Source organism: Mesorhizobium sp. M1403 (assembly GCF_040317695.1).
Taxonomy (GTDB): Bacteria; Pseudomonadota; Alphaproteobacteria; order Rhizobiales; family Rhizobiaceae; genus Mesorhizobium.
The window spans coordinates 198915-218708 of record NZ_JAMYKY010000005.1; the positions used below are offsets into that span (position 1 = coordinate 198915).

The window sequence follows — 19794 nt, forward strand, 5'->3', positions numbered from 1 at the left end:
ATGACCGACGAATCCGCCGCCGAAGCCACCGCTGCCTCCATCCCGACAGGCGGCAGGCAACGCGCCTTCGCCGAGTTCTGGCACTACTTCTCGATGAACACCGGCGCGGTCATCGGCCTTGTCGTGTTTTCGGCGTTGGTGCTGGTGGCGGTCTTTGCGCCGTTCGTCGCGCCGCATTCGCCCGACGAGCAGTTTCGCGATGCGCTGCTGGCGCCCCCTGCCTGGCAGCAAGGCGGCAAATCGATGTTCCTGCTCGGCACCGATGCGGTCGGCCGCGACATGCTTTCGCGGTTGATTTTCGGGGCGCGTTTCTCGCTGTTCATCGGCCTGGTGGTGGTCGTCTTCTCGCTCACCAGCGGCATCGTGCTTGGCGTGCTCGCCGGCTATTTCCGCGGCTGGGTCGACACGCTGATCATGCGCATCATGGATATTATCCTGGCCTTCCCGTCGCTGCTTCTGGCGCTGGTGCTGGTGGCGATCCTCGGCCCCGGGCTGTTCAACGCCATGCTGGCGATCGCGCTGGTGCTGCAGCCGCATTTTGCGCGTCTCACCCGCGCCGCCGTGATGGCCGAAAAGAACCGCGAATATGTCATCTCCGCCAAGGTGGCTGGTGCCGGTCATCTTCGCTTGATGGTGAGGACGATCTTGCCGAACTGCCTGGCACCGCTGATCGTGCAGGCCACCCTGTCCTTCTCCAACGCCATTCTCGAGGCTGCGGCGCTCGGCTTCCTCGGTGTCGGTGCGCAGCCGCCGACGCCGGAATGGGGCACGATGCTCGCCTCGGCGCGCGAGTTCATCCTGCGCGCGCCTTGGGTAGTGACCTTCCCCGGCCTTGCCATTCTGATCACTGTGCTTGCCATCAATCTGATCGGCGATGGTCTGCGCGATGCCTTCGATCCCAAGCTGAAGAGGTCATAATCCAATGCCTCTTCTCGAGATCAAGAACCTGACCGTTTCCTTCGACACCGCCGCTGGACCATTCATGGCGGTACAAGGCATCGACCTGTCGGTCGAACCGCGCGAGGTGTTGGCGATCGTCGGCGAATCCGGTTCCGGAAAATCAGTGGCAATGCTGGCAGTGATGGGGCTTTTGCCCAACACGGCGACGGTGAGGGCGGACCGCATGGCCTTCGACGGCATCGACCTGCTTAAGCTCGGCCCGTCCGAGCGGCGCAAGATTGTCGGCAAGGACATCTCGATGATCTTCCAGGAGCCGGTCGCCAGCCTCAACCCGTGCTTTACCGTCGGCTTCCAGATTGAGGAGGTGCTGCGCTTTCACATGGGCATGGACCGCGCCCAGCGCCGGGCACGCGCCATCGAACTGATGAAGTTGGTCGGCATCGCCGACCCTGAGGAACGGCTGGGCTCCTTCCCGCACCAGATGTCGGGCGGCCAGTGCCAGCGCGTCATGATCGCCATCGCCATCGCCTGCAATCCCAAGCTTTTGATCGCCGACGAGCCAACCACGGCCCTCGACGTCACCATCCAGAAGCAGATCCTCGATCTGCTGGTCGGCCTGCAGGCCAAATACGGCATGGGCCTGATCATGATCACCCACAATATGGGGGTGGTTGCCGAGACCGCCGACCGTGTCATCGTCCAATACAAGGGCCGCAAGATGGAAGAGGCCGACGTGCTGTCGCTGTTCGAATCCCCCAAGAGCAATTACACGCGCGCGCTTCTGTCGGCGCTGCCGGAAAACGCCGTCGGCGACCGGTTGCCTACTGTTTCCGACATGCTGTTCGAGCCGGCCCCATCTGTAGTCGCAGCCCGATCCGCGGGAGGAACCGCCACATGAGCGTGACGGTAGTCGAAGGCAAGAACATCGTGCGCGACTATCATGTCGGCGGCGGGCTTTTCCGCCCCTCCCGTACGGTTCACGCGGTCAAGGGTGTTTCGTTCAGCGTCGACAAGGGCAAGACGCTGGCCATCGTCGGCGAGAGCGGCTGCGGCAAGTCAACGCTCGCCCGCATCATCACCCTGATCGACCCGGCGACCTCCGGCGAGCTTTTCATCGACGGCAAGAAGGTAGACATCGCGAGGGACGGCCTGTCGAAGGAAATGCGCCGCAAGGTGCAGATTGTCTTCCAGAACCCCTATGGTTCGCTCAATCCACGCCAGAAGATCGGCGACGTGCTTGGCGAACCGCTGCTCATCAACACCGACAGCACGGCCGGCGAGCGGCGCGATCTCGCCATGAAGATGCTGAAAAAGGTCGGTCTCGGCCCCGAGCACTACAATCGCTACCCGCATATGTTTTCGGGCGGCCAGCGCCAGCGCATCGCCATTGCCCGCGCGCTGATGCTCAACCCCAGCCTCCTGGTGCTGGACGAGCCGGTCTCGGCACTTGATCTTTCGGTGCAGGCGCAGGTTCTGAACCTGCTCGCCGACCTGCAGGATGAGTTTCAACTGACCTATGTTTTCATCAGCCACGACCTGTCGGTGGTGCGCTATATCGCCGACGATGTGATGGTGATGTATTTCGGCGAAGCGGTCGAATACGGCTCGCGCGACGAGGTCTTCGCCGACCCCAAGCACAGCTATACCAGGACGCTGTTCGCGGCGACGCCGCGTGCCGACGTCGCCAGCATCAAGGCAAGATTGGCGAAAAAGAAGGCCGCCTGATCCGGCGAGGTTTGCCGGCCGGCTACCGCTTCTCGATCCCCGGAATGCCGGAGATCTGCTCGGCGAGAAAGTCGACCAGCAGCCGCACCCGGGCAATGCCCGCACGCTCCGGAACGATCAGCATGCTCAGCGGGACGGGAGGCGGAAAATAGCCCGGCAGGATAATTTCCAGCCGGCCGGCCGCCAGAAGATCGTCGACAAGCCAGTGGTGGGCGGGTGCGATACCGCGTCCGGCGACAAGGGCTTTGCGCGCAGCAAGCCCATGGTCGACCCGAAATCGGCCGCCAAAGGGCACCGCAAAGCGCTCGCCGCCCGGCCCCTGCAGGGCGAGCGTGTCGCTTCCCGCGATGTTCGACATCCGAATGCCTTCATGGCCAGGCAGATCCTGCGGGACAGCCGGTCTGCCCCGGGCCGCCAGATAGGCCGGCGCCGCCACCAGCAGACGCCGGGACTGACCGAGCGCCCGCAGCTTCATCGAGCTGTCGGTGAGCGGACCGAGGCGAAGCGCGATGTCGACGCCCTCCCGCACAAGGTCGATGCGCTCGTCGGTTAGGCTGAGATCGATGCCGATGTCGGGATAACGGTCCTGAAAGGCGAAGATCAGCCGGCTGACGTGCAAGACGCCGAGCGCCGCCGTGCAGGATATCCGGATCGTGCCAGCCGATGCGCCGCGCGTGCCTCGCGCCTCATCGCCGGCCTGCTCAACGAGGCGCAGGATCTGGACGCTGTCGGCATAGTAACGGCTGCCTTCATCGGTCATCGTGACACGCCGGGTGGTCCTGCTGAGCAAGGGCACGCCGACGGCCTCCTCGAGCTCCCGCAGATGCCGCGTGACCGTCGACTGACCAACTCCGAGCTCGCGCGCCACCGCCGAGAGGCTGCCGCGCTCGGCGACGCGAACGAAGGTGCGCATGCGCTCGAGGGTGACGTCCGATTTATCCATTATTTGGCATTATCTTATACATTTCCTACATATAGTGGATTAGCCGATGGCTGGCTACCTTTGGTGTCTATCGTCCTTCTTCGGAGTAGACCCATGAAAGTCCTGCTTGTTTTTGCTCATCCTGAACCGAATTCGCTCAACGGCGCACTGCGTGACGTCGCCATCAGGGAGCTCGAGACCCAAGGCCACGAGGTGCGGGTGTCTGACCTCTATGCCGATGGCTGGAAATCCGAGGTGGACCGTGCCGACTTTCCGTCGTGGCCGCCCGAAGCACGCTTCCTGCCGGCCGGCGCCTCCAAAAAAGCTTTTGCGAGCGGCACTCTGACCGATGACGTCAAAGCGGAGATCGACAAGCTGCTATGGGCCGACACCCTGATCCTCCAGTTTCCCCTGTGGTGGTACGCCATGCCGGCGATCCTCAAGGGCTGGGTCGATCGGGTGTATGCCTACGGCTTCGCCTATGGCGTCGGCGAGCACAGCGATAAGAGGTGGGGTGACCGCTTTGGCGAGGGAACGCTCGCCGGCAAGCGCGCGATGCTAATCGTTACCACCGGCGGCTGGGAGGAGCATTATTCCGCCCGCGGCGTCAACGGCCCGATCGACGACCTGCTGTTCCCGATCAACCACGGGATTCTATACTATCCGGGCTACGACGTGCTTCCGCCGTTCGTGGTCTACAGGGTGGACCGTTTCGGGGAGGCCGATTTCGAGCCTGTCGCGGAGCGACTGCGCGAAAGGATGCGGACGCTCGAGACAATCCAGCCCATTCCTTATCGGCAGCAGAATGGCGGCGATTACCTGATCCCAAGCATGCAGTTGCGCCCCGGCTTGGAGAACCCGGGTGCGACCGCCTTCGCCCTTCACGAGGATCGCGCCGGCGCCGCCGGCCAGCCCGATCAGGACAGCCGGGCAATGATGGTGCGAAGCGCCTCGCCGAAGCGCCGGACTTCCTCGATCGTATTGTAATGCACCAGCGAGGCGCGGACGGCGCCGCTGTCCATGCTGAGGTTGAGCCGCTTCATCAGGCGCGGCGCATACATGTGGCCGTCGCGAATGCCGATCTGCATCTCGGCCATCTCCTCGACGATCCTCTGCGGCGACAGCGTGCCGATGTTGAAGCAGAAGGTCGGCACGCGCTCGCGGAGGCGTGCCTCTTCGGCCACGCCGTAGATCGTCGCGCCGCAATCTTTGAGCACCGCCAGCATTTCGCGCGCCAGCACCTGCTCGTAATCGCGAATGGCATTCATACCGGCGACGATGTTGTCGCGGCGCGATCGGTTATTGGCTGGAGCGAAATTGCGGCCGATCGATTCGAGATAGCGCACCGCGGCATCCATGCCGGAGACGTTCTCGTAGATGAAGGTGCCGGCCTCGATCTTATAGGGCGGCTCGTCGGGAATGAAGTCCTCGCGGAAGGTCGGCAGACGCTTCAGCGTTTCGAAGCGGCCCCACAGGAAGCCCATATGCGGCGAGAAATTCTTGTAGCCGGAGCAGACCAGATAGTCGCAGTCCCATGCCTGCACATCGATCAGCCCGTGCGGGCCGTAATGCACGCAGTCGAGGAACACTTCGGCGCCTGCCGCATGCGCGATCCCAGCCACTGAAGCAACGTCGACGATCGAGCCGATCGAATGCGCCGTCACCGTGCAGGCCACGAGGCGGGTGCGCTCGGAGACCAGCGGGCGCAAATCGTCGACATGCAGATTGCCGTCCTCGCGCATCCGCCACCATTTGAACTTGGCGCCGGCGGGTGCCAGCGCCAGCCACGTCGCGATATTGGCATCGTGATCCATGTCGGTGATGACGATCTCGTCACGCTCCCCGTTTGGTCGCTCAGAAAGCATCTGGCCGATGCCGAGGCTGACCAGGCGGATGAACGAAGTGGCGTTCATGCCGAAACAGATCTCCGCCGGGTTGGTGGCGTTGATCAGCAAGGCCACGCTTTCGCGCGCGCCGGCGACGGCTTGATCGACGGTGACGCTGCGGCCGTAGCGGCCGCCGCGCTGCACATTATGCGCGACCAAATGGTTGGTGACCGCGTCGAGCACACTTTGCGGGATCTGCGCGCCGGCGGCATTGTCCATGAAGATGAAGTCGCCGGCCTGCTGCAAGGCGGGAAACATGGCGCGGATCGTCTCGACCGGGAAAGCTGCGGCATCGCCCGTTTTCGAAATCTGATGCTGGTTCAAGGTCGTCTCCTGCGAAGTGCGCTGACAGATTCAGCGGGTCTTTTCGGTTTGAAATCGGCGTTCAAGGAGGCTGACGAGACGGACCATCGGCCAGAGAAAGATGAGATAGACCAGCGCGGCGCCAATCAGCGGTGAGGGGTTGGCATAGAGCGATTGCGCGTTGGTCGCTTCCTTCAGCAGTTCGGGCAGCGCCACGGTGGAGGCGAGCGAGGTGTCCTTGAACATCGAAACGCAGTTGCTGGTCATCGGTGGAATGACGACGCGGATCGCCTGCGGCAGCACTACCTTGCGCAAGGTCAGCAAGAACGGCAGGCCGAGCGCCTGCGCCGCCTCGAACTGGCCGCGCGGAATGCTTTCTATGCCGGAGCGGAACACCTCGGCCGAATAGGCCGCCATGATGATGGCGAACGCCATCACCGCGGAAGTCCAAGACGACAGGCGTATGCCGAGAAACGGCAGCGCATAGTAGATCAGGATCAGCACGACCAGCACCGGCATCGCCCGGAAAATGTCGATGTAGCCGACAGCCAGCAGCCGAAGCGGCTTTGGCGCATAGAGCCGCACCAGGCTGATCGCGAGGCCGACGGGAATACCGATGCCGATGCTCATGATTCCGAGCAGCAGCGTGTTCAGGAAGCCGCGCAGCAGTGCCGGCAGGCTGGAGATCATGACGTCGGCGTTGAAGAAGGTGTCCAGCAGCGACATCGCAGCATTCCCGAAACGTTTGGCGTCCCGCGACGCTCGAGCCCGAGCCCGAAATCCGAAATCGTGCCGGCATCGAAAGCCGGCACGACATTTAAGCGCGAACTGCCGCTCAGGCCTTCGGCATAGGCATTTCCTTGACGGTCGAGGAATCGGCCGGTGCGTCGCTGCCGAACCACTTCTTGTGGATCGCGGCCAGCGTGCCATCCGTCTTCATCGCGGTCAGCGCGTCGTTCAGCTTGCCGAGCAACGGGTGGTCCTTGGTCATCATCAGGCCGTACTGCTCGCCGGTCTTGATGCGCTCTTTTACGGCGAGATCCTTCATCCTGGTGAAAGAATATTCCAGGCCCGGAATATCGCTGACCGCCGCATCGACGCGGCCGGAGCTGAGATCGAGCAGCAAATTCTGCTGCGTGTCGTAGCCCTTGACGTCACTGAACCCGTCCGCTTCCTGGTGCGCCTTGACCCAGGTTTCGCCGGTCGAGCCGGACAGCACGCCGACGATCTTGCCCTTGAGGTCGGCCTCGGCCTTGATTGGGCTGTCGGCCTTCGCGGCGATGCCCATGTCGGAATCATAGTAGGGTTGCGTGAACGACTGCGACTTCAGCCGCTCCGGCGTGATGGTGATCGACGAAATGGCGACGTCGATGCGCTTCGAGGTGGTGGCGGCGAACAGCGCCTGGAAACCGAGGTCGGCGATGTCAGTGGTCATGCCGATACGCTTTGCCGCTTCGTTGATGATGTCGACTTCGAAACCCTCGAATGTACCGCTCTCGTTCTTGTATTCAAAAGGCGGATTGGTCGGATAGGCGCCGACATTCAGCGTGCCTTCGGCATAGGCCGGGCCGCCGGCGATGCCGATGGCGGCAGCAACAAGAAGCAGGTTGCGACGGGTGAAGTTCATTTTCGTTCCCTCTGGTTGTGATCGGACGGGTTGGCCCCGCACGGTTTTGATACGCCAAGTAACCGGACTGCCGGAAAGCCCTCCCGGCACGGCAGTCGTAAGACATCGGATGCTATCCAAAGTACCGCGCTTTTCAAGGCGAAAGTTTTAAGCTTAAAAAATTGCCGCGTGTTGCCATCAGTCCGGAATAACCGCCGTGGCCTGGATCTCAACCTTGGCGCGATCCTCGACCAACGCCATCACCTGCATGGCGGCCATCGCCGGAAAATGCCGGCCGATCACCTCGCGATAGACCTCGCCGATCCCCTTGAGATTGGCCAAATATTCCGCCTTGTCGGTAAAGTACCAGGTCATCGAGGTGATATGCTGCGGCTTGGCGCCGGCCTCGGCGAGCACGGCGACAATATTGGCCAGCGTCTGCTTCACCTGGCCGACAAGATCGTCGGTCTCGAAGCGGCCCTGCCCGTTCCAGCCGACCTGCCCGCCGACGAAGACAAGCTGCCCACGCGCGGCGACGCCATTGGCGTAGCCGACGGGTTTCGCCCAGCCTTCCGGCTGCAGGATGGTGTGCATATCAAAGCCTCCCAATGCTCAAATCCGGTCGCTCAAAACTCAAAGACAATCAATTCTTCCACACAAACTCCGGTCTCAGGCCGCTCCCATCACTTGCCGTGCAATCACCACCTTCTGCACGTCCGACGCTCCCTCGTAGATGCGCAGTGCCCGGATCTCGCGATACAGTCTTTCGACGATATGGCCCCTGCGGACGCCGTCGCCGCCATGCAGCTGCACAGCCCTGTCGATCACCTCCTGCGCCTTGTCGGTGGCGAACAGCTTGGCCATCGCCGCTTCGCGGGTGACACGGGCGGTCCCCATGTCCTTGGTCCAGGCGGCGCGGTAGACCAACAAGGCGGCGGCATCGACATCCAGCGCCATCTCGGCGATGTGGCCCTGCACCATCTGCAGCTCGGCCATCGCTGCACCGAACAGCCTGCGCTCGGCCACTCTTTTGATGCTTTCGTCCAGCGCGCGCCGGGCAAAGCCGAGCGCAGCTGCCCCGACCGTCGAACGGAACACGTCGAGCACCGACAAGGCGATGCGAAAACCATCACCGGGTTTGCCGATCAGCGCCGAGGCTGGAACGCGGGCATTGTCGAAAGACAGCCGGGCGAGCGGGTGCGGCGCGATCACCTCCAGCCGCTCGGCGATGGTCAGGCCCTTTGTCTCGGCCGGCACGATGAACGCCGAAAGCCCCTTGGCACCGGGCGCTTCGCCAGTACGGACAAAGACAACATAAAAGTCAGCGATACCGCCGTTGGAGATCCAGGTTTTTTCGCCGGATAGGATATAGCTATCGCCGTCACGCGTGGCCGTCATTTCCATATTGGCAACGTCCGAGCCCGAACGCGCCTCCGACAGTGCGAAAGCCGAAATCGCCTTGCCGGCCCGTGTCTTCCCCAGCCAGTGCTGCTGGTCTGGCGTGCCGAACAGGCTGAGCGCGCCGGTGCCGAGCCCTTGCATGGCGAAGGCGAAATCGGCCAGCCCGTCATGCCGGGCCAGCGTTTCGCGCGTGAGGCACAATGTGCGCACGTCGAGTGCTGCAGGGTTTTCGGTGTCGAGCGCTGTCGGTTTCAGCCAGCCATCCCGGCCGAGCTTGGCCACCAGCTCGCGGCAGGCTGCGTCGACATCGTCATGCGCGACCGGCAGGTTCTTGGCGCACCATGCCTCCAGCCGCTCTGCCAACTCGCGGTGATGGTCCTCGAAAAACGGCCAGGTGAGGAAGGAACGGTCAGGCATTTCTGCCTCCACAGTTCTCCGGCCCTGGCGCTCCACGGCGCCCCCCTCTGTCCTGCCGGACATCTCCCCCTCTAGGGGGGAGATTGGCGGCTTCGCTGCCACTGCTCTCCCGGCGATGTTGGAGATTGGCGAAAGCGGGCCTGACATCCAATCTCCCCCCTTGAGGGGGAGATGGCCGGCAGGCCAGAGGGGGGTGCTGTCTTGCCAGCGTGCCCATGGAAGCGATCATCCTCAATCCCCCTCGAACACCGGCTTCTCCTTGGCGACGAAAGCCTTGTAGGCCCGTTCGAAATCGCGGGTCTGCATGCAGATCGCCTGCGCCTGCGCTTCCGCTTCGATAGCCTGGTCGAGGCCCATCGACCACTCCTGGTTCAGCTGCGTCTTGGTCATGCCATGGGCGAAGGTTGGGCCGGAAACGATGCGCGCGGCCATGTCGAGCGCGTCGGCCTCGAGCGTTGCGGCATCGACCAGCCGATTGTAGAAGCCCCAGCGCTCGCCTTCCTCGGCGCTCATCGTGCGGCCGGTATAGAGCAGTTCGGCGGCGCGACCCTGGCCAATGATGCGCGGCAGGATCGCGCAGGCGCCCATGTCGCAGCCGGCAAGGCCGACGCGGCTGAACAGGAAAGCCGTTTTTGCCTGTGGCGTGGCGATGCGGATGTCGGAGGCCATGGCGATAATCGCGCCGGCGCCGACCGCCACGCCGTCGACCGCCGCAATAATCGGCTTGCCGCAATTCAGCATCGCCTTGACGAAATCGCCGGTCATGCGAGTGAAGGCGAGCAGCGCCTTCATGTCCATCTTGACCAGTGGGCCGATGATTTCGTGGACATCGCCGCCCGAGCAGAAATTGCCGCCATTGGGAAGGAACACCACCGCATCGACGTCGTCGGCATAGACGAGATCGCGAAAAGTGTCGCGCAATTCGGCATAGCTGTCGAAGGTCAGCGGGTTCTTGCGCTCCGGCCGGTCAAGCCGGATCTTTGCGATTTTGCCTTCGACCTGCCAGAGGAAATGCTTCGGCTTGCGGCCGGCTATCTTTGCCATTCCCGTCCCTCCCAATTGCTGCGGAAGGAGGTCAGCATGCCGGTCAGCCGGCGCGCCTCGTCCTCGCTCACATTGCCCAGCAATTCGCCGACCCATTTTTCATGCGCGGCGGCGATCACGCCGAAAGTCTTCGATCCCTCTTCCGTCAGCCGTACCATCGAGGTGCGGCGGTCGCCATTGCGTCGGGCTCGCATCACCAGCCCTTCCGAGACCAGCCGGTCGATGATGCCCGTGACATTGCCGTTGGACACTAGCAGGAAGCGCGACAGGTCGCTCATCAGCATGCCCTCGGGCGCCCTGTAGAGCGCGGCCATCACGTCGAAGCGTGGCAGCGTTGTGTTGAATTCTTGCCGCAAGCGTTCGCGCAGCTCGGCCTCGATGGTGCGCGAGGCGCGCAGCAAGCGTATCCACAGCCGCAGGCGGTCCTTGCCGGGTCCGGACGGGGCGGGCAGGGGACCGGCTACCATGTCTCACCTCCGGAGATCGAAATCGTTTGTCCGGTGATCGACCCGGCGGCGTCGCTACACAGATAGAGCACGGCGGCTGCAATTTCCTCTGGCTGGATGAAGCGGCCTTGCGGGTTGGTCTCGGCAAGGCTTGTCCGCGCCTGCTCGGCCGAGCGGCCGGTCGTTTCGACGATGCGCCGAACGGCGCCTTCCAGCATTTCGGTTTCGACGAAACCCGGGCACACCGCATTTACGGTCACGCCGGACTTCGCGGTCTCGACGGCGAGTGCCCGCATCAGACCGACGACGCCATGCTTGGCTGCGACATAAGCTGCAACATAGGGATAGCCTTTCAGTCCGGCGGTGGAAGCGATGAAGATGATACGGCCCGTCTTGCGCGCGGCCATGCCGGCCAGCGCCGGCTTCACCGTCAGGAACACACCGGTCAAGTTGACGTCGAGCGTGCGCTGCCAGTCTGCCAGCGAGGTCCGCTGCGCCGAGGCGCTGCCGGACATGCCGGCATTGGCAACGACGACGTCTAACGGTCCGCGTGCCGCTTCCGCGTCCTCGTAGAGCGACGCCATCGATGCCTCGTCGGTGACGTCGGCGGCAATGGCGAAGATGCGCTTGTTCTGAGCGGCGACCTCGGCAAGCGGCTCCACGCGCCGGCCACAGATGGTCACATCGATGCCTGCGCCGGCCAGCGCCAGCGCGATCGCCCGGCCGACGCCGGAGCCGCCGCCGGTGACCAGCGCATGTCGCCCTGAAATCGCTGCGGCGGAACTCATACTTTCAACCCCGCCGCCGCTTCGCGCTCGGCCAGCCGGTAGAGTTGGTCGCGGCCGGGCAGATAGGGATCCGGCCATTTGACGCCGCGATCGCCAAGCGTGACCGCCGCATGCAGCGTCCAATAGGGATCGGCAAGATGCGGCCTTGCCAGTGCGACGAGGTCGGCGCGGCCGGCCATCAGGATCGAGTTGACATGGTCCGGCTCGTAGATATTGCCGACCGCCATGGTCGCCATGCCGACTTCGTTGCGGATGCGGTCGGAAAATGGCGTCTGGAACATGCGGCCATAGACCGGTCTTGCCACGGCCGAAGTCTGGCCGGCCGACACGTCGCAGATGTCGACTCCGGCTTCATGCAGCTGCCGCGCGATCTCGACCGAATCGGCCGGCGTCACGCCCTCGATGCCGAGCCAGTCATTGGCGGAGATGCGCATCGAGATCGGCTTTTCAGCCGGCCATACGGCGCGCACCGCATGAAAGATTTCCAAGGGATAGCGCATGCGGTTTTCCAACGAGCCGCCATAGGAGTCGGTGCGCCGGTTGGTCAAGGGTGTGATGAAGGAGGACAGGAGATAACCGTGCGCGGCGTGGATTTCGAGCATGTCGAAGCCGCAGCGCGCCGCCATCTCGGCCGAAGCGACGAACTGCTCGCGCACCGTATCCATGTCGGCGCGGTCCATCGCCTTCGGCACCTGGTTCTGCGGCGACCACGGCACGGAAGATGCCGCCATGACGGGCCAATTGCCCGAGGTCAGCGGCACGTCGGTTCCCTGCCAGCCGAGCCGGGTCGATCCCTTGGCGCCGGAATGGCCGATCTGCGCACAGATTTTGGCTTCGGTTTCGGCATGAACGAACTCGACCAGCCGCTTCCAGGCGACCTCATGCTCGGGCGCATAGAAACCGGGGCAGCCTGGCGTGATGCGGCCTTCCGGGCTGACGCAGGTCATCTCGATGTAGAGGAGAGCGGCGCCGCCCTTGGCCCGTTCGGCATAGTGGGCGAAATGCCAGTCGGTCGGACAGCCGTCGACCGCCTTGTACTGCGCCATCGGCGAGACGACGATACGGTTCTGCAGCGCCATGTCGCGCAGCCGGAACGGCGCAAACATCGGCGCGCGACGCAGACTGTTGCCGCCAGCACCGGCCTGACGTTGGAACCATTCCTCGGCGCCGGCCAGCCATTCGGCATCGCGCAGCCGCAAATTCTCGTGACTGATGCGCTGCGAACGCGTCAGCAGCGAATAATTGAACTGCACCGGATCGAGGCCGAGATAGCGCTCGACCTCCTCGAACCATTCGAGCGAATTGCGTGCCGCCGACTGCAGCTTCAGCACTTCGGTGCGGCGGGCGTCCTCATATTTGCGGAAGGCTGCCTCGAGGTCCGGCTCGGACTCGACATAGTCGGCCAGCGCCACCGCGCTTTCCAGCGCCAGCTTGGTGCCGGACCCGATCGAGAAATGCGCGCTCGCCGCCGCGTCGCCCATCAGCGCCAGGTTCTTGTAGGACCAGCGTTCGCACAAGACGCGCGGGAAATTGATCCAGGCCGAGCCGCGGATATGATTGGCATTGGTCATCAGCGCGTGGCCGCCGAGATGGCGGGCAAAGATGCGCTCGCAGACAGCAATCGATTCCTGCTGAGACATCGCGCCGAAGCCGAAGCGTTGCCAGGTCTGCTCGCTGCATTCGACGATGAAGGTCGCGGTATCGCTGTCGAACTGGTAGCCATGCGCCCAGACCCAGCCATGTTCGGTTTTCTCGAAGATGAAGGTGAAGGCGTCATCGAATTTCTGACGGGTGCCGAGCCAGACAAACTTGCATTTGCGGACATCGATATCGGGCTTGAACACGTCGACGAAGGCGCCCCGCGCTTTCGAGTTCAGCCCATCGGCGGCGACGACCAGATCGTGCGTCTCCATATATGGCTTGGGATCGGCGATGTCGGTCTCGAAGACCAGCTTGACGCCGAGTTCGCGCGCCCGCCGCTGCAGCAGCGTGAGCAGCCGCTTGCGGCCGATGCCGCAAAAGCCGTGACCGGTCGAGACCGTGCGCACGCCGTCATGGATAACGGCGATATCGTCCCAATAGGCAAAATGCTTGCGGATCCAGACGGCGCTGACCGGGTCGTTCCTGGTCAGGTTCTCCAGCGTTTCGGCCGACAGCACGACGCCCCAGCCGAACGTATCGTCGGCACGGTTGCGCTCGAACACCGTCACCTCATGCGCCGCATCCCGGAGCTTCATCGAGATGGCAAAGTAGAGGCCGGCTGGTCCGCCGCCGAGAACCGCAACTTTCATCGTGCGATCTCCTCTTCGCTTCTGTTTGTCGAGTTTACGCCTGAGGAAAATTAATTCAAGCTTGAAGTTTCAAGATTGAAACAATCCGCCCCGGATAACTCGCCTTGCCGGCAGTCGGCTCGGCAGGCCAGGGACTCCCGGGCTATTTTTCCGGGTTCTTCGGGCTCCACAGCACCGTTTCTGCATCCTTTTCATAGGCCATGCCATTGGGATAGCTGATCGCTTCCAACTGCAAGCCCCAAGGGGCCTGGAAGTAAAGGATGGCCTGGCCGGCGGCGGGGCCTTCGGTAACCGGCAGCGGTCCCATTCGCGTCTTGACGCCCTTGCCGTCAAGATAGGCTTTTGCGGCGGCGATGTCGTCGACATAGAAGGCGATATGGAAGCCGCCTATGTCGCTGTTGCGAGGCGTCAGGTCCTTCTGGTCCGGCGCGGTGTATTTGAACAGCTCGATGTTCGACCCGTGTCCGCAGCGGACCAGGGTGATCTCCTCGATCACCGCCTTGGGATAGACGCCCAGCAGATCCTGCATGAATGTGCCCTTGTCGTCGGCGAACGGGCCGAACGACATCGCCTTCTTGCAGCCAACCACTTCGGTGAAGAAATCGACCGCCTGCTGCATGTCGGGGACGGTGACGCCGGTGTGGTCGTGGCCACGCATGCCGGGTATGGAACTGGCGCAAGTGGTGCCGATGCTTCCCAGCACGGTGGCTGCAAGCGTCGCATATCGGATCGCATTCTTCATATCAGTCATCCTCCATAGCGGGACATTTTGCCGGGCGCACGCCCGAGGCCCGCTCTTCGGCGTGCGAATAGGATTGTGCTTCATGCCGGCGCCTTTGGGGCGGGAAGCAGCCAGGCGTCATCGATCTCGGGCAGCGGAATGGCGGCGAGGAGGTCGCGCGTGTAGGCCTGCCGCGGGTGCTCGAACAAAGTATCCGTCGCGCTGGCTTCGACGATCGCGCCTTCGCGCATGACGATCACTTGCCGGCAGAGCCTCCGGATCACCGACAGATCGTGGCTGATAAAGGCAACGGTCAGGCCCATTTCGGCGGCGAGTTTTTCCAGCAACGTCAGGATCTGCGCCTGGGTCGAGACGTCGAGGCCGGAGACGATTTCGTCGGCCAGCACGAATTTCGGCGACAGCGCCAGTGCGCGGGCAATGCCGACGCGCTGGCGCTGGCCGCCCGACAATTCGTGACGGTAGCGGCCGGCAAAGCTCTGCGGCAGGCCGACGCGCTGCAGCGCCTCCGCGACGCGTGCCTTGAGATTGTCGCCAAGCCCGTTCTGTTTGAGGGGTGCTGCAATGATGCTGAAGATGGTGCGGCGCGGGTTGAGCGACGACATCGGATCCTGGAAGATCATCTGCAGATTGCGGCGCAGCGGCCGGAGCTCGGCCTCAGGCAGATGTGTGATGTCGCGGCCGTCGAACATGACGTTGCCGGCACTGGGCTCCAGCAGGCGCACCAGCGCGCGGCCGAGCGTCGATTTGCCGGAGCCGGATTCGCCGACGATGCCGGTCACCGATCCCCTTGGCAGGTCGAAATCCAGGCCTTTCAGGATCTCGGCCAGCGGCGCCCGGCCGATCAGCGGTTTGCGCGTCATATCGGGCAACGCAACCTTCAACCCGCGCACGGAAAACAGCGGCTCAACCATGCGGTCGCCTCCATGCCTGGTCGGCGGCGGCGATCTCCGCGGCCAGCCCGGCCAGTACCTTGTCGTCGACCGGCTTCAGCGAGGCGAACGGATCGGTGTAACGCGGTGTCGCCGCCATCAGCGCCAGCGTATAAGGGTGCTGGGGTGCGGCGAACAGCGCTGCGGTATCGGCCTCTTCCACCACCTTGCCAGCATAGAGCACCGAAACTTTCTGGCTGATCTTGGCAACCACACCGAGATCGTGAGTAACGAACAGGATCGCCGTGCCGTGCTCGCGCTGTAATTGCGCGATCAGCCGCAAGATCTGTTTCTGCACGGTCACGTCGAGCGCGGTCGTCGGCTCGTCGGCGACGATCAGCCTTGGTTCGGCTGCAAACGCCGCGGCGATTAGCACGCGCTGCCGCATGCCGCCGGACAGCTCGTGCGGATAGCATTTGAGCACGCGCTCGGGGTCGCGGATCTGCACCTCGTCCAGCAATTGGCGGATGCGTGCATCGGCCTTCTCACCGCTCCAGCCGAGGATGCGCACCAGCCGGTCGGTCATTTGCGGGCCGATGCGCCGTGACGGATTGAGCGCCGTCAGCGGGTCTTGCGGGATCAGCGCCGTGCGCGCTCCGATCAGGGTGCGCCTTGCCTTGGGTGCCAGCCGGCCCAGATCCTCGCCTTCGAGCAGCATATCGCCTTCGACGATGCGCACGCTCGGTGGCAGCACGCCGAGCACGGCCTTGCCGATCATTGTCTTGCCGGCGCCGCTCTCGCCGACCAGCGCGCGGACTTCTCCGGGCTCGACGGCGAGCGACACCGAGCGCAGCACGCGCAAGCCATTAGGCAGCACCGCGCTAAGGTTGCGTATGTCCAGGCAGGGTTTCGCAGGCGCGTTCATCGCAGCACCGGATCGAAACGCGCCCTGAGGCCCTCGCCGAACTGGCTGAACGACAGCACCGTCAGGATCAGCGTGACCAGCGGGAACACCAGCACCCACCAGGCCTGATGGATCGACAGGCGGCCCTCGGCGATGATGCCGCCCCAGGTCGGGTCGTCTGTCGAGATCGACAGATTGACGAAAGACAGGATCGCCTCGACGATGACGGCAATGCCCATCTCCAGCGACAGCAGCGCCACAATCGACGGCACCACATTGGGCAGCACCTCGCGCAGCATGATGCCGATGCGGCCATAGCCGGCGATGCGGGCGTTCTCGACATAGTCCATGCGCGACTGACCCATGGTCTCGGCGCGGATCACCCGGCAGAAGCGCGTCCAGTCGATGACGGCGATGGCGATGATGACCGAGCTCAAGCCGGTGCCGAGCACGGCGACCAGAAGGATGGCAAACAGCACCGGCGGAAACGCCATCCAGACATCGACGATACGCGAGATGATGCGGTCGGCCCAGCCGCCGAAATAGCCGGCGATCAGGCCGAGCGTCGAGCCGACCAGGCAGGCGGCAAGGGCTGCCGCGAAGGCGACGATGAAGGCGATGCGGGCACCGAAGATCAGCCGTGACAGGAGATCGCGGCCGAGGCTGTCGGTGCCGAGCCAGTAGCCGGGCTCGGCACCACTCAGCCAGAACGGCGGCAGCCGCTCCAGCATCAGATCCTGCGCCAGCGGGTCCTGCGGTGCGACCAGCGGCGCAAAAATTGCGGCCAGCAGCCCAATCAGCAGCCAGCCGCCGGCCAGCCACAAGCGGGCGCGCGAGCCATGTCTTGAAATGCGGGCCTCATCCATGGCGCAGCCTCGGATTGAGCAACGCGTACATCATGTCGACGGCAAGGTTGATCAGCACGAACAACAGCGCGAAGACCAGCACGATGCCCTGGATCAGCGGCAGGTCGCGATTGATGACGGCATCGATCGCCATATTGCCGAGACCTTCATAGGAAAACAGCCGTTCGACGATGACCGTGCCGCCGATCAGGAAGGTAAACTGCACGCCGACCAGAGTGAGCGTCGGCAGCGCCGCGTTCTTCAACGCCTCGCGCAGGATGACCTGCGTTTCCGAAAAGCCCTTTACCCGCGCCAGCACGACATAGTCGAGGTCGAGCACTTCCTTCAGCGACTGTTTCAGCAGCTGCGAGATGATCGCGGCCAGCGGCAGCGCCAGCGCGATCGCCGGCATCAGCATGTGTGCCAGCAGGTCCCTGGTCAGGTCGAAGCGCAGTCGCACGATGCTTTCGAACAGATAGAATTGCGTGGCGAAGGGCAGGTCGAGTTGCGGCGACACCCGGCCGGAAATGTCGAACACCGGCACCAGCACGCCGAACAACAAGATCAGCACCAGACCCCACAGGAAATCGGGAATTGAGAGCGCCGCACCACTGGCAATGTCGATGCCGGCCTCGACCGCGGTGCCGCGCTCGCGCGCGCCGAGGATCGCCATCGTGCCGCCGATCGCCACCGCCATCACAAGCGCGACGGAGGCGAGCTCCAGCGTCGCCGGGAGGCGATTGAAGACCAGCCCCAGCACATCCTGCCGCAGTGAGATCGACGTGCCGAAATCGCCTCTGACTACGCCGGACAGCCAGATGAAGAATTGCTGGACGATCGTCTTGTCCAGCCCGTACAGCGCGCGCAGCCGCGCGATGTCGGCATCGGTGGCGCCGGGCGGCAGCATCATCGCGATCGGATCGCCGGGGGCGACGCGGATGACGATAAAGACGACGACGGCCACGCCGAACAGCGTGATCGCCATCGTCAGAAGACGGATCAGGAATCTTTGCAGCAGCATGGTCGCCTGTATGCCTGGCGGAAAAGGCGCGCCGTCGTTGCAGACGGCGCGCGTTAGTCCCGGGCCGATCTCAGGCCGGGCTCATCAGCGCCGGCAACAGCGCGCCCGACACATGCTGCACGACATTGACGCCCTTGGCATGCACGATCGGCTGCGCATACTGGATCAGCGGCAGCACATAGGCCTGCTCGGCGATGTATTTGTCGACGGCCTTCCAGCCGGCGATGCGCTTGGCCTCGTCCTTCTCGCCCCATAGCGGGTTGATCATGTCGATCAAGTCCTGGCTGTCCCACACCGAATGCGGGCTCGGGCCATACATGGCAAAGCCGGTCGAAGTGGTGGGGTCGCCGATGGCGTTGCCCCAATTGTAGAAGGCTGCCGGCGCCAGCTTGTCGGCGGCGCGCAGCTCGTAGTGCTTGGCGATTTCGTAGACCTCGATCGTCGCCTCGATGCCGACCTTGCGCCACATGCCGACGATCGCCTGGATCATCTCGTAATCCTTGGGCTTGAAGCCCTTGGTCGTCTGGATCGTGAACTTGACCGGCTTTTCCGGCGAATAGCCGGATGCGGCCAGCAATTCCTTGGCCTTTTCCGGATTGTGCTCGACCTTGATCGACGGATCGTAGGCAGCGTATTCCGGCGTCTCCAGCGTATCGATGGGCTGTCCGTAGCCGCGCAGCAGCCGGTCGACCAGCAGCTTCTTGTCGACCGCCATCACCGCCGCCTGGCGGATATTCTTGTCCAGCATCACGTCGATGTCGTTGAAAAAGATCATGCCGATGTCGGAAACGTTCTTGCACGAGCCGGCAAGCCCGTCCTTGGCGATCAGGCGGTCATATTCCTCATAGGGGATTTCGAGCGTAACCTGCGAGGAACCGGACTCGATCTCGGCGACGCGGCTCGCCGCATCGGTGACGAACTTGATGGTCACGTTTTCGAAGGCCGGCTTGCCGCCCCAGTAGTTCGGGTTGGCCTTGAGACGCAGGAAGGCGTTGCGCTCGAATTTGTCGACCATATAGGGCCCGGTGCCGATCGGAGCTTTCTCGAAGCCTTCGGCGCCGACCTTTTCGTAATAGGCCTTCGGCATGATGTAGCCGGTCAGGAACGACATCCATTTGAAATACACTGGGTCGAATTGCACGACATCGCCGGTGATCTTGTTGCCGTCGATCTTGAAATTGTTGACGTTCTTCCAGACGAACTGGATCGGGTTGCCGGTCTTTTCATCGCCCGCCCGCTGCAGCGACCAGACCACGTCTTCGGCCGTAAATGGCGAGCCGTCATGCCAGGTGACGCCCTCGCGCACCGTCATCGTGATCTTGCTGCGATCTTCGTTCCAGCCCCATTCGGTGAGCAGGCCGGGCGCGAAGGAAAGGTCCGGCTTCTGCGGGATGAACTGGTCGAACACCGATTGGTAAAGGCCCTGGATGGTCGGGTTGACTGCCGAAGGCCCGGTGGTCGGGTCCCAGGACGGCAGGTTGACATTGTAGGCGATGGTCAGTTCGCCGGCAGCCTTGGCGATTTGCGGCAGGCCGAGCGCCGTAGCGCCAAGCGCGGCCGCGCCATATCCGAGCAATTCTCGTCTGTTGATTGTCATGGTCGTTCCCCTGTTGCTTTTATGCGCGGTGTCGTTGTCAATCGGTGGGTTCAGGCTCCTTGGGCAACCGCGCCTTGTCCTCCTTCA

At 63.4% G+C, this 19794-nt stretch carries 20 protein-coding genes; 4 read left to right on the forward strand and 16 right to left on the reverse strand.

All coding sequences use genetic code 11. From position 1 onward, the window contains the following. Genes NKH01_RS12245 through NKH01_RS12255 form a run of 3 tightly spaced genes read left to right on the forward strand, consistent with a single transcriptional unit; the run spans position 1 to position 2625 of the window. Positions 1-918 (forward strand): ABC transporter permease subunit, encoded by a 918-nt coding sequence (locus NKH01_RS12245; protein WP_023717881.1) that lies wholly within the window; start codon positions 1-3, stop codon positions 916-918. A gap of 4 nt (positions 919-922) precedes the next feature. Continuing rightward, positions 923-1798 carry an ABC transporter ATP-binding protein gene (locus tag NKH01_RS12250; RefSeq protein ID WP_352493740.1) on the forward strand — a complete coding sequence of 292 codons (876 nt, stop codon included), beginning with the start codon at positions 923-925 and terminating at the stop codon, positions 1796-1798. Further along, a complete protein-coding gene (locus NKH01_RS12255; protein ID WP_352483289.1) occupies positions 1795-2625 on the forward strand; it encodes a dipeptide ABC transporter ATP-binding protein in 831 nt (276 codons plus the stop codon). The genes NKH01_RS12250 and NKH01_RS12255 overlap by 4 nt, the downstream gene beginning before the upstream one ends. 22 nt (positions 2626-2647) lie before the next feature. On the opposite strand, the gene NKH01_RS12260 is transcribed toward NKH01_RS12255, so the two are convergent. Next, entirely contained in the window at positions 2648-3568 is a 921-nt protein-coding gene (locus NKH01_RS12260; protein ID WP_023717878.1) for a LysR family transcriptional regulator, read from the reverse strand. Positions 3569-3661: 93 nt separating this feature from the next. On the opposite strand from NKH01_RS12260, the gene NKH01_RS12265 reads away from it, so the two are divergent. Beyond that, on the forward strand, positions 3662-4534 hold the full coding sequence (locus NKH01_RS12265; protein WP_352716797.1) for an NAD(P)H-dependent oxidoreductase: 873 nt from the start codon (positions 3662-3664) through the stop codon (positions 4532-4534). On the opposite strand, the gene NKH01_RS12270 is transcribed toward NKH01_RS12265, so the two are convergent. The 15 genes from NKH01_RS12270 to NKH01_RS12340 form a co-directional block, all read right to left on the reverse strand. Beyond that, positions 4465-5757, reverse strand: a complete 1293-nt coding sequence (locus NKH01_RS12270) for a cysteine desulfurase-like protein (protein WP_023717876.1) — start codon at positions 5755-5757, stop codon at positions 4465-4467. The two genes, NKH01_RS12265 and NKH01_RS12270, sit on opposite strands and share 70 nt — an antisense overlap. A gap of 30 nt (positions 5758-5787) precedes the next feature. Beyond that, positions 5788-6462: an amino acid ABC transporter permease gene (locus tag NKH01_RS12275; RefSeq protein ID WP_023717875.1), complete on the reverse strand. Its 675-nt coding sequence runs from the start codon at positions 6460-6462 to the stop codon at positions 5788-5790. A 109-nt stretch (positions 6463-6571) separates the two neighbouring features. Beyond that, positions 6572-7363, reverse strand: a complete 792-nt coding sequence (locus NKH01_RS12280) for an ABC transporter substrate-binding protein (protein ID WP_023717874.1) — start codon at positions 7361-7363, stop codon at positions 6572-6574. Between the two features lie 177 nt (positions 7364-7540). After that, complete coding sequence (locus NKH01_RS12285) at positions 7541-7936, reverse strand: RidA family protein (protein ID WP_352483286.1); 396 nt, start codon at positions 7934-7936, stop codon at positions 7541-7543. Positions 7937-8011: 75 nt separating this feature from the next. Continuing rightward, a complete protein-coding gene (locus tag NKH01_RS12290) occupies positions 8012-9160 on the reverse strand; it encodes an acyl-CoA dehydrogenase family protein (RefSeq protein ID WP_353020320.1) in 1149 nt (382 codons plus the stop codon). A gap of 231 nt (positions 9161-9391) precedes the next feature. Continuing rightward, positions 9392-10204, reverse strand: coding sequence for an enoyl-CoA hydratase family protein (locus tag NKH01_RS12295; RefSeq protein ID WP_023717871.1), 813 nt, complete (start codon positions 10202-10204; stop codon positions 9392-9394). Next, complete coding sequence (locus NKH01_RS12300) at positions 10192-10671, reverse strand: MarR family winged helix-turn-helix transcriptional regulator (RefSeq protein WP_023717870.1); 480 nt, start codon at positions 10669-10671, stop codon at positions 10192-10194. Before NKH01_RS12300 ends, NKH01_RS12295 begins: the two co-directional genes overlap by 13 nt. Then, on the reverse strand, positions 10665-11438 hold the full coding sequence (locus NKH01_RS12305; protein WP_023717869.1) for an SDR family NAD(P)-dependent oxidoreductase: 774 nt from the start codon (positions 11436-11438) through the stop codon (positions 10665-10667). Before NKH01_RS12305 ends, NKH01_RS12300 begins: the two co-directional genes overlap by 7 nt. Then, positions 11435-13729 carry a bifunctional salicylyl-CoA 5-hydroxylase/oxidoreductase gene (locus tag NKH01_RS12310; protein ID WP_353020321.1) on the reverse strand — a complete coding sequence of 765 codons (2295 nt, stop codon included), beginning with the start codon at positions 13727-13729 and terminating at the stop codon, positions 11435-11437. Before NKH01_RS12310 ends, NKH01_RS12305 begins: the two co-directional genes overlap by 4 nt. A 142-nt stretch (positions 13730-13871) precedes the next feature. Continuing rightward, entirely contained in the window at positions 13872-14471 is a 600-nt protein-coding gene (locus NKH01_RS12315; protein ID WP_353020323.1) for a VOC family protein, read from the reverse strand. Positions 14472-14551: 80 nt separating this feature from the next. Then, positions 14552-15382 carry an ATP-binding cassette domain-containing protein gene (locus NKH01_RS12320; protein WP_352847044.1) on the reverse strand — a complete coding sequence of 277 codons (831 nt, stop codon included), beginning with the start codon at positions 15380-15382 and terminating at the stop codon, positions 14552-14554. Next, positions 15375-16265: an ABC transporter ATP-binding protein gene (locus tag NKH01_RS12325; protein WP_352590791.1), complete on the reverse strand. Its 891-nt coding sequence runs from the start codon at positions 16263-16265 to the stop codon at positions 15375-15377. Before NKH01_RS12325 ends, NKH01_RS12320 begins: the two co-directional genes overlap by 8 nt. After that, positions 16262-17110: an ABC transporter permease gene (locus NKH01_RS12330; protein WP_352895777.1), complete on the reverse strand. Its 849-nt coding sequence runs from the start codon at positions 17108-17110 to the stop codon at positions 16262-16264. Before NKH01_RS12330 ends, NKH01_RS12325 begins: the two co-directional genes overlap by 4 nt. Beyond that, positions 17103-18110 (reverse strand): ABC transporter permease, encoded by a 1008-nt coding sequence (locus tag NKH01_RS12335; RefSeq protein WP_023717865.1) that lies wholly within the window; start codon positions 18108-18110, stop codon positions 17103-17105. Before NKH01_RS12335 ends, NKH01_RS12330 begins: the two co-directional genes overlap by 8 nt. 70 nt (positions 18111-18180) lie before the next feature. Beyond that, on the reverse strand, positions 18181-19707 hold the full coding sequence (locus tag NKH01_RS12340) for an ABC transporter substrate-binding protein (protein ID WP_352590795.1): 1527 nt from the start codon (positions 19705-19707) through the stop codon (positions 18181-18183). Positions 19708-19794 lie beyond the last annotated feature (87 nt).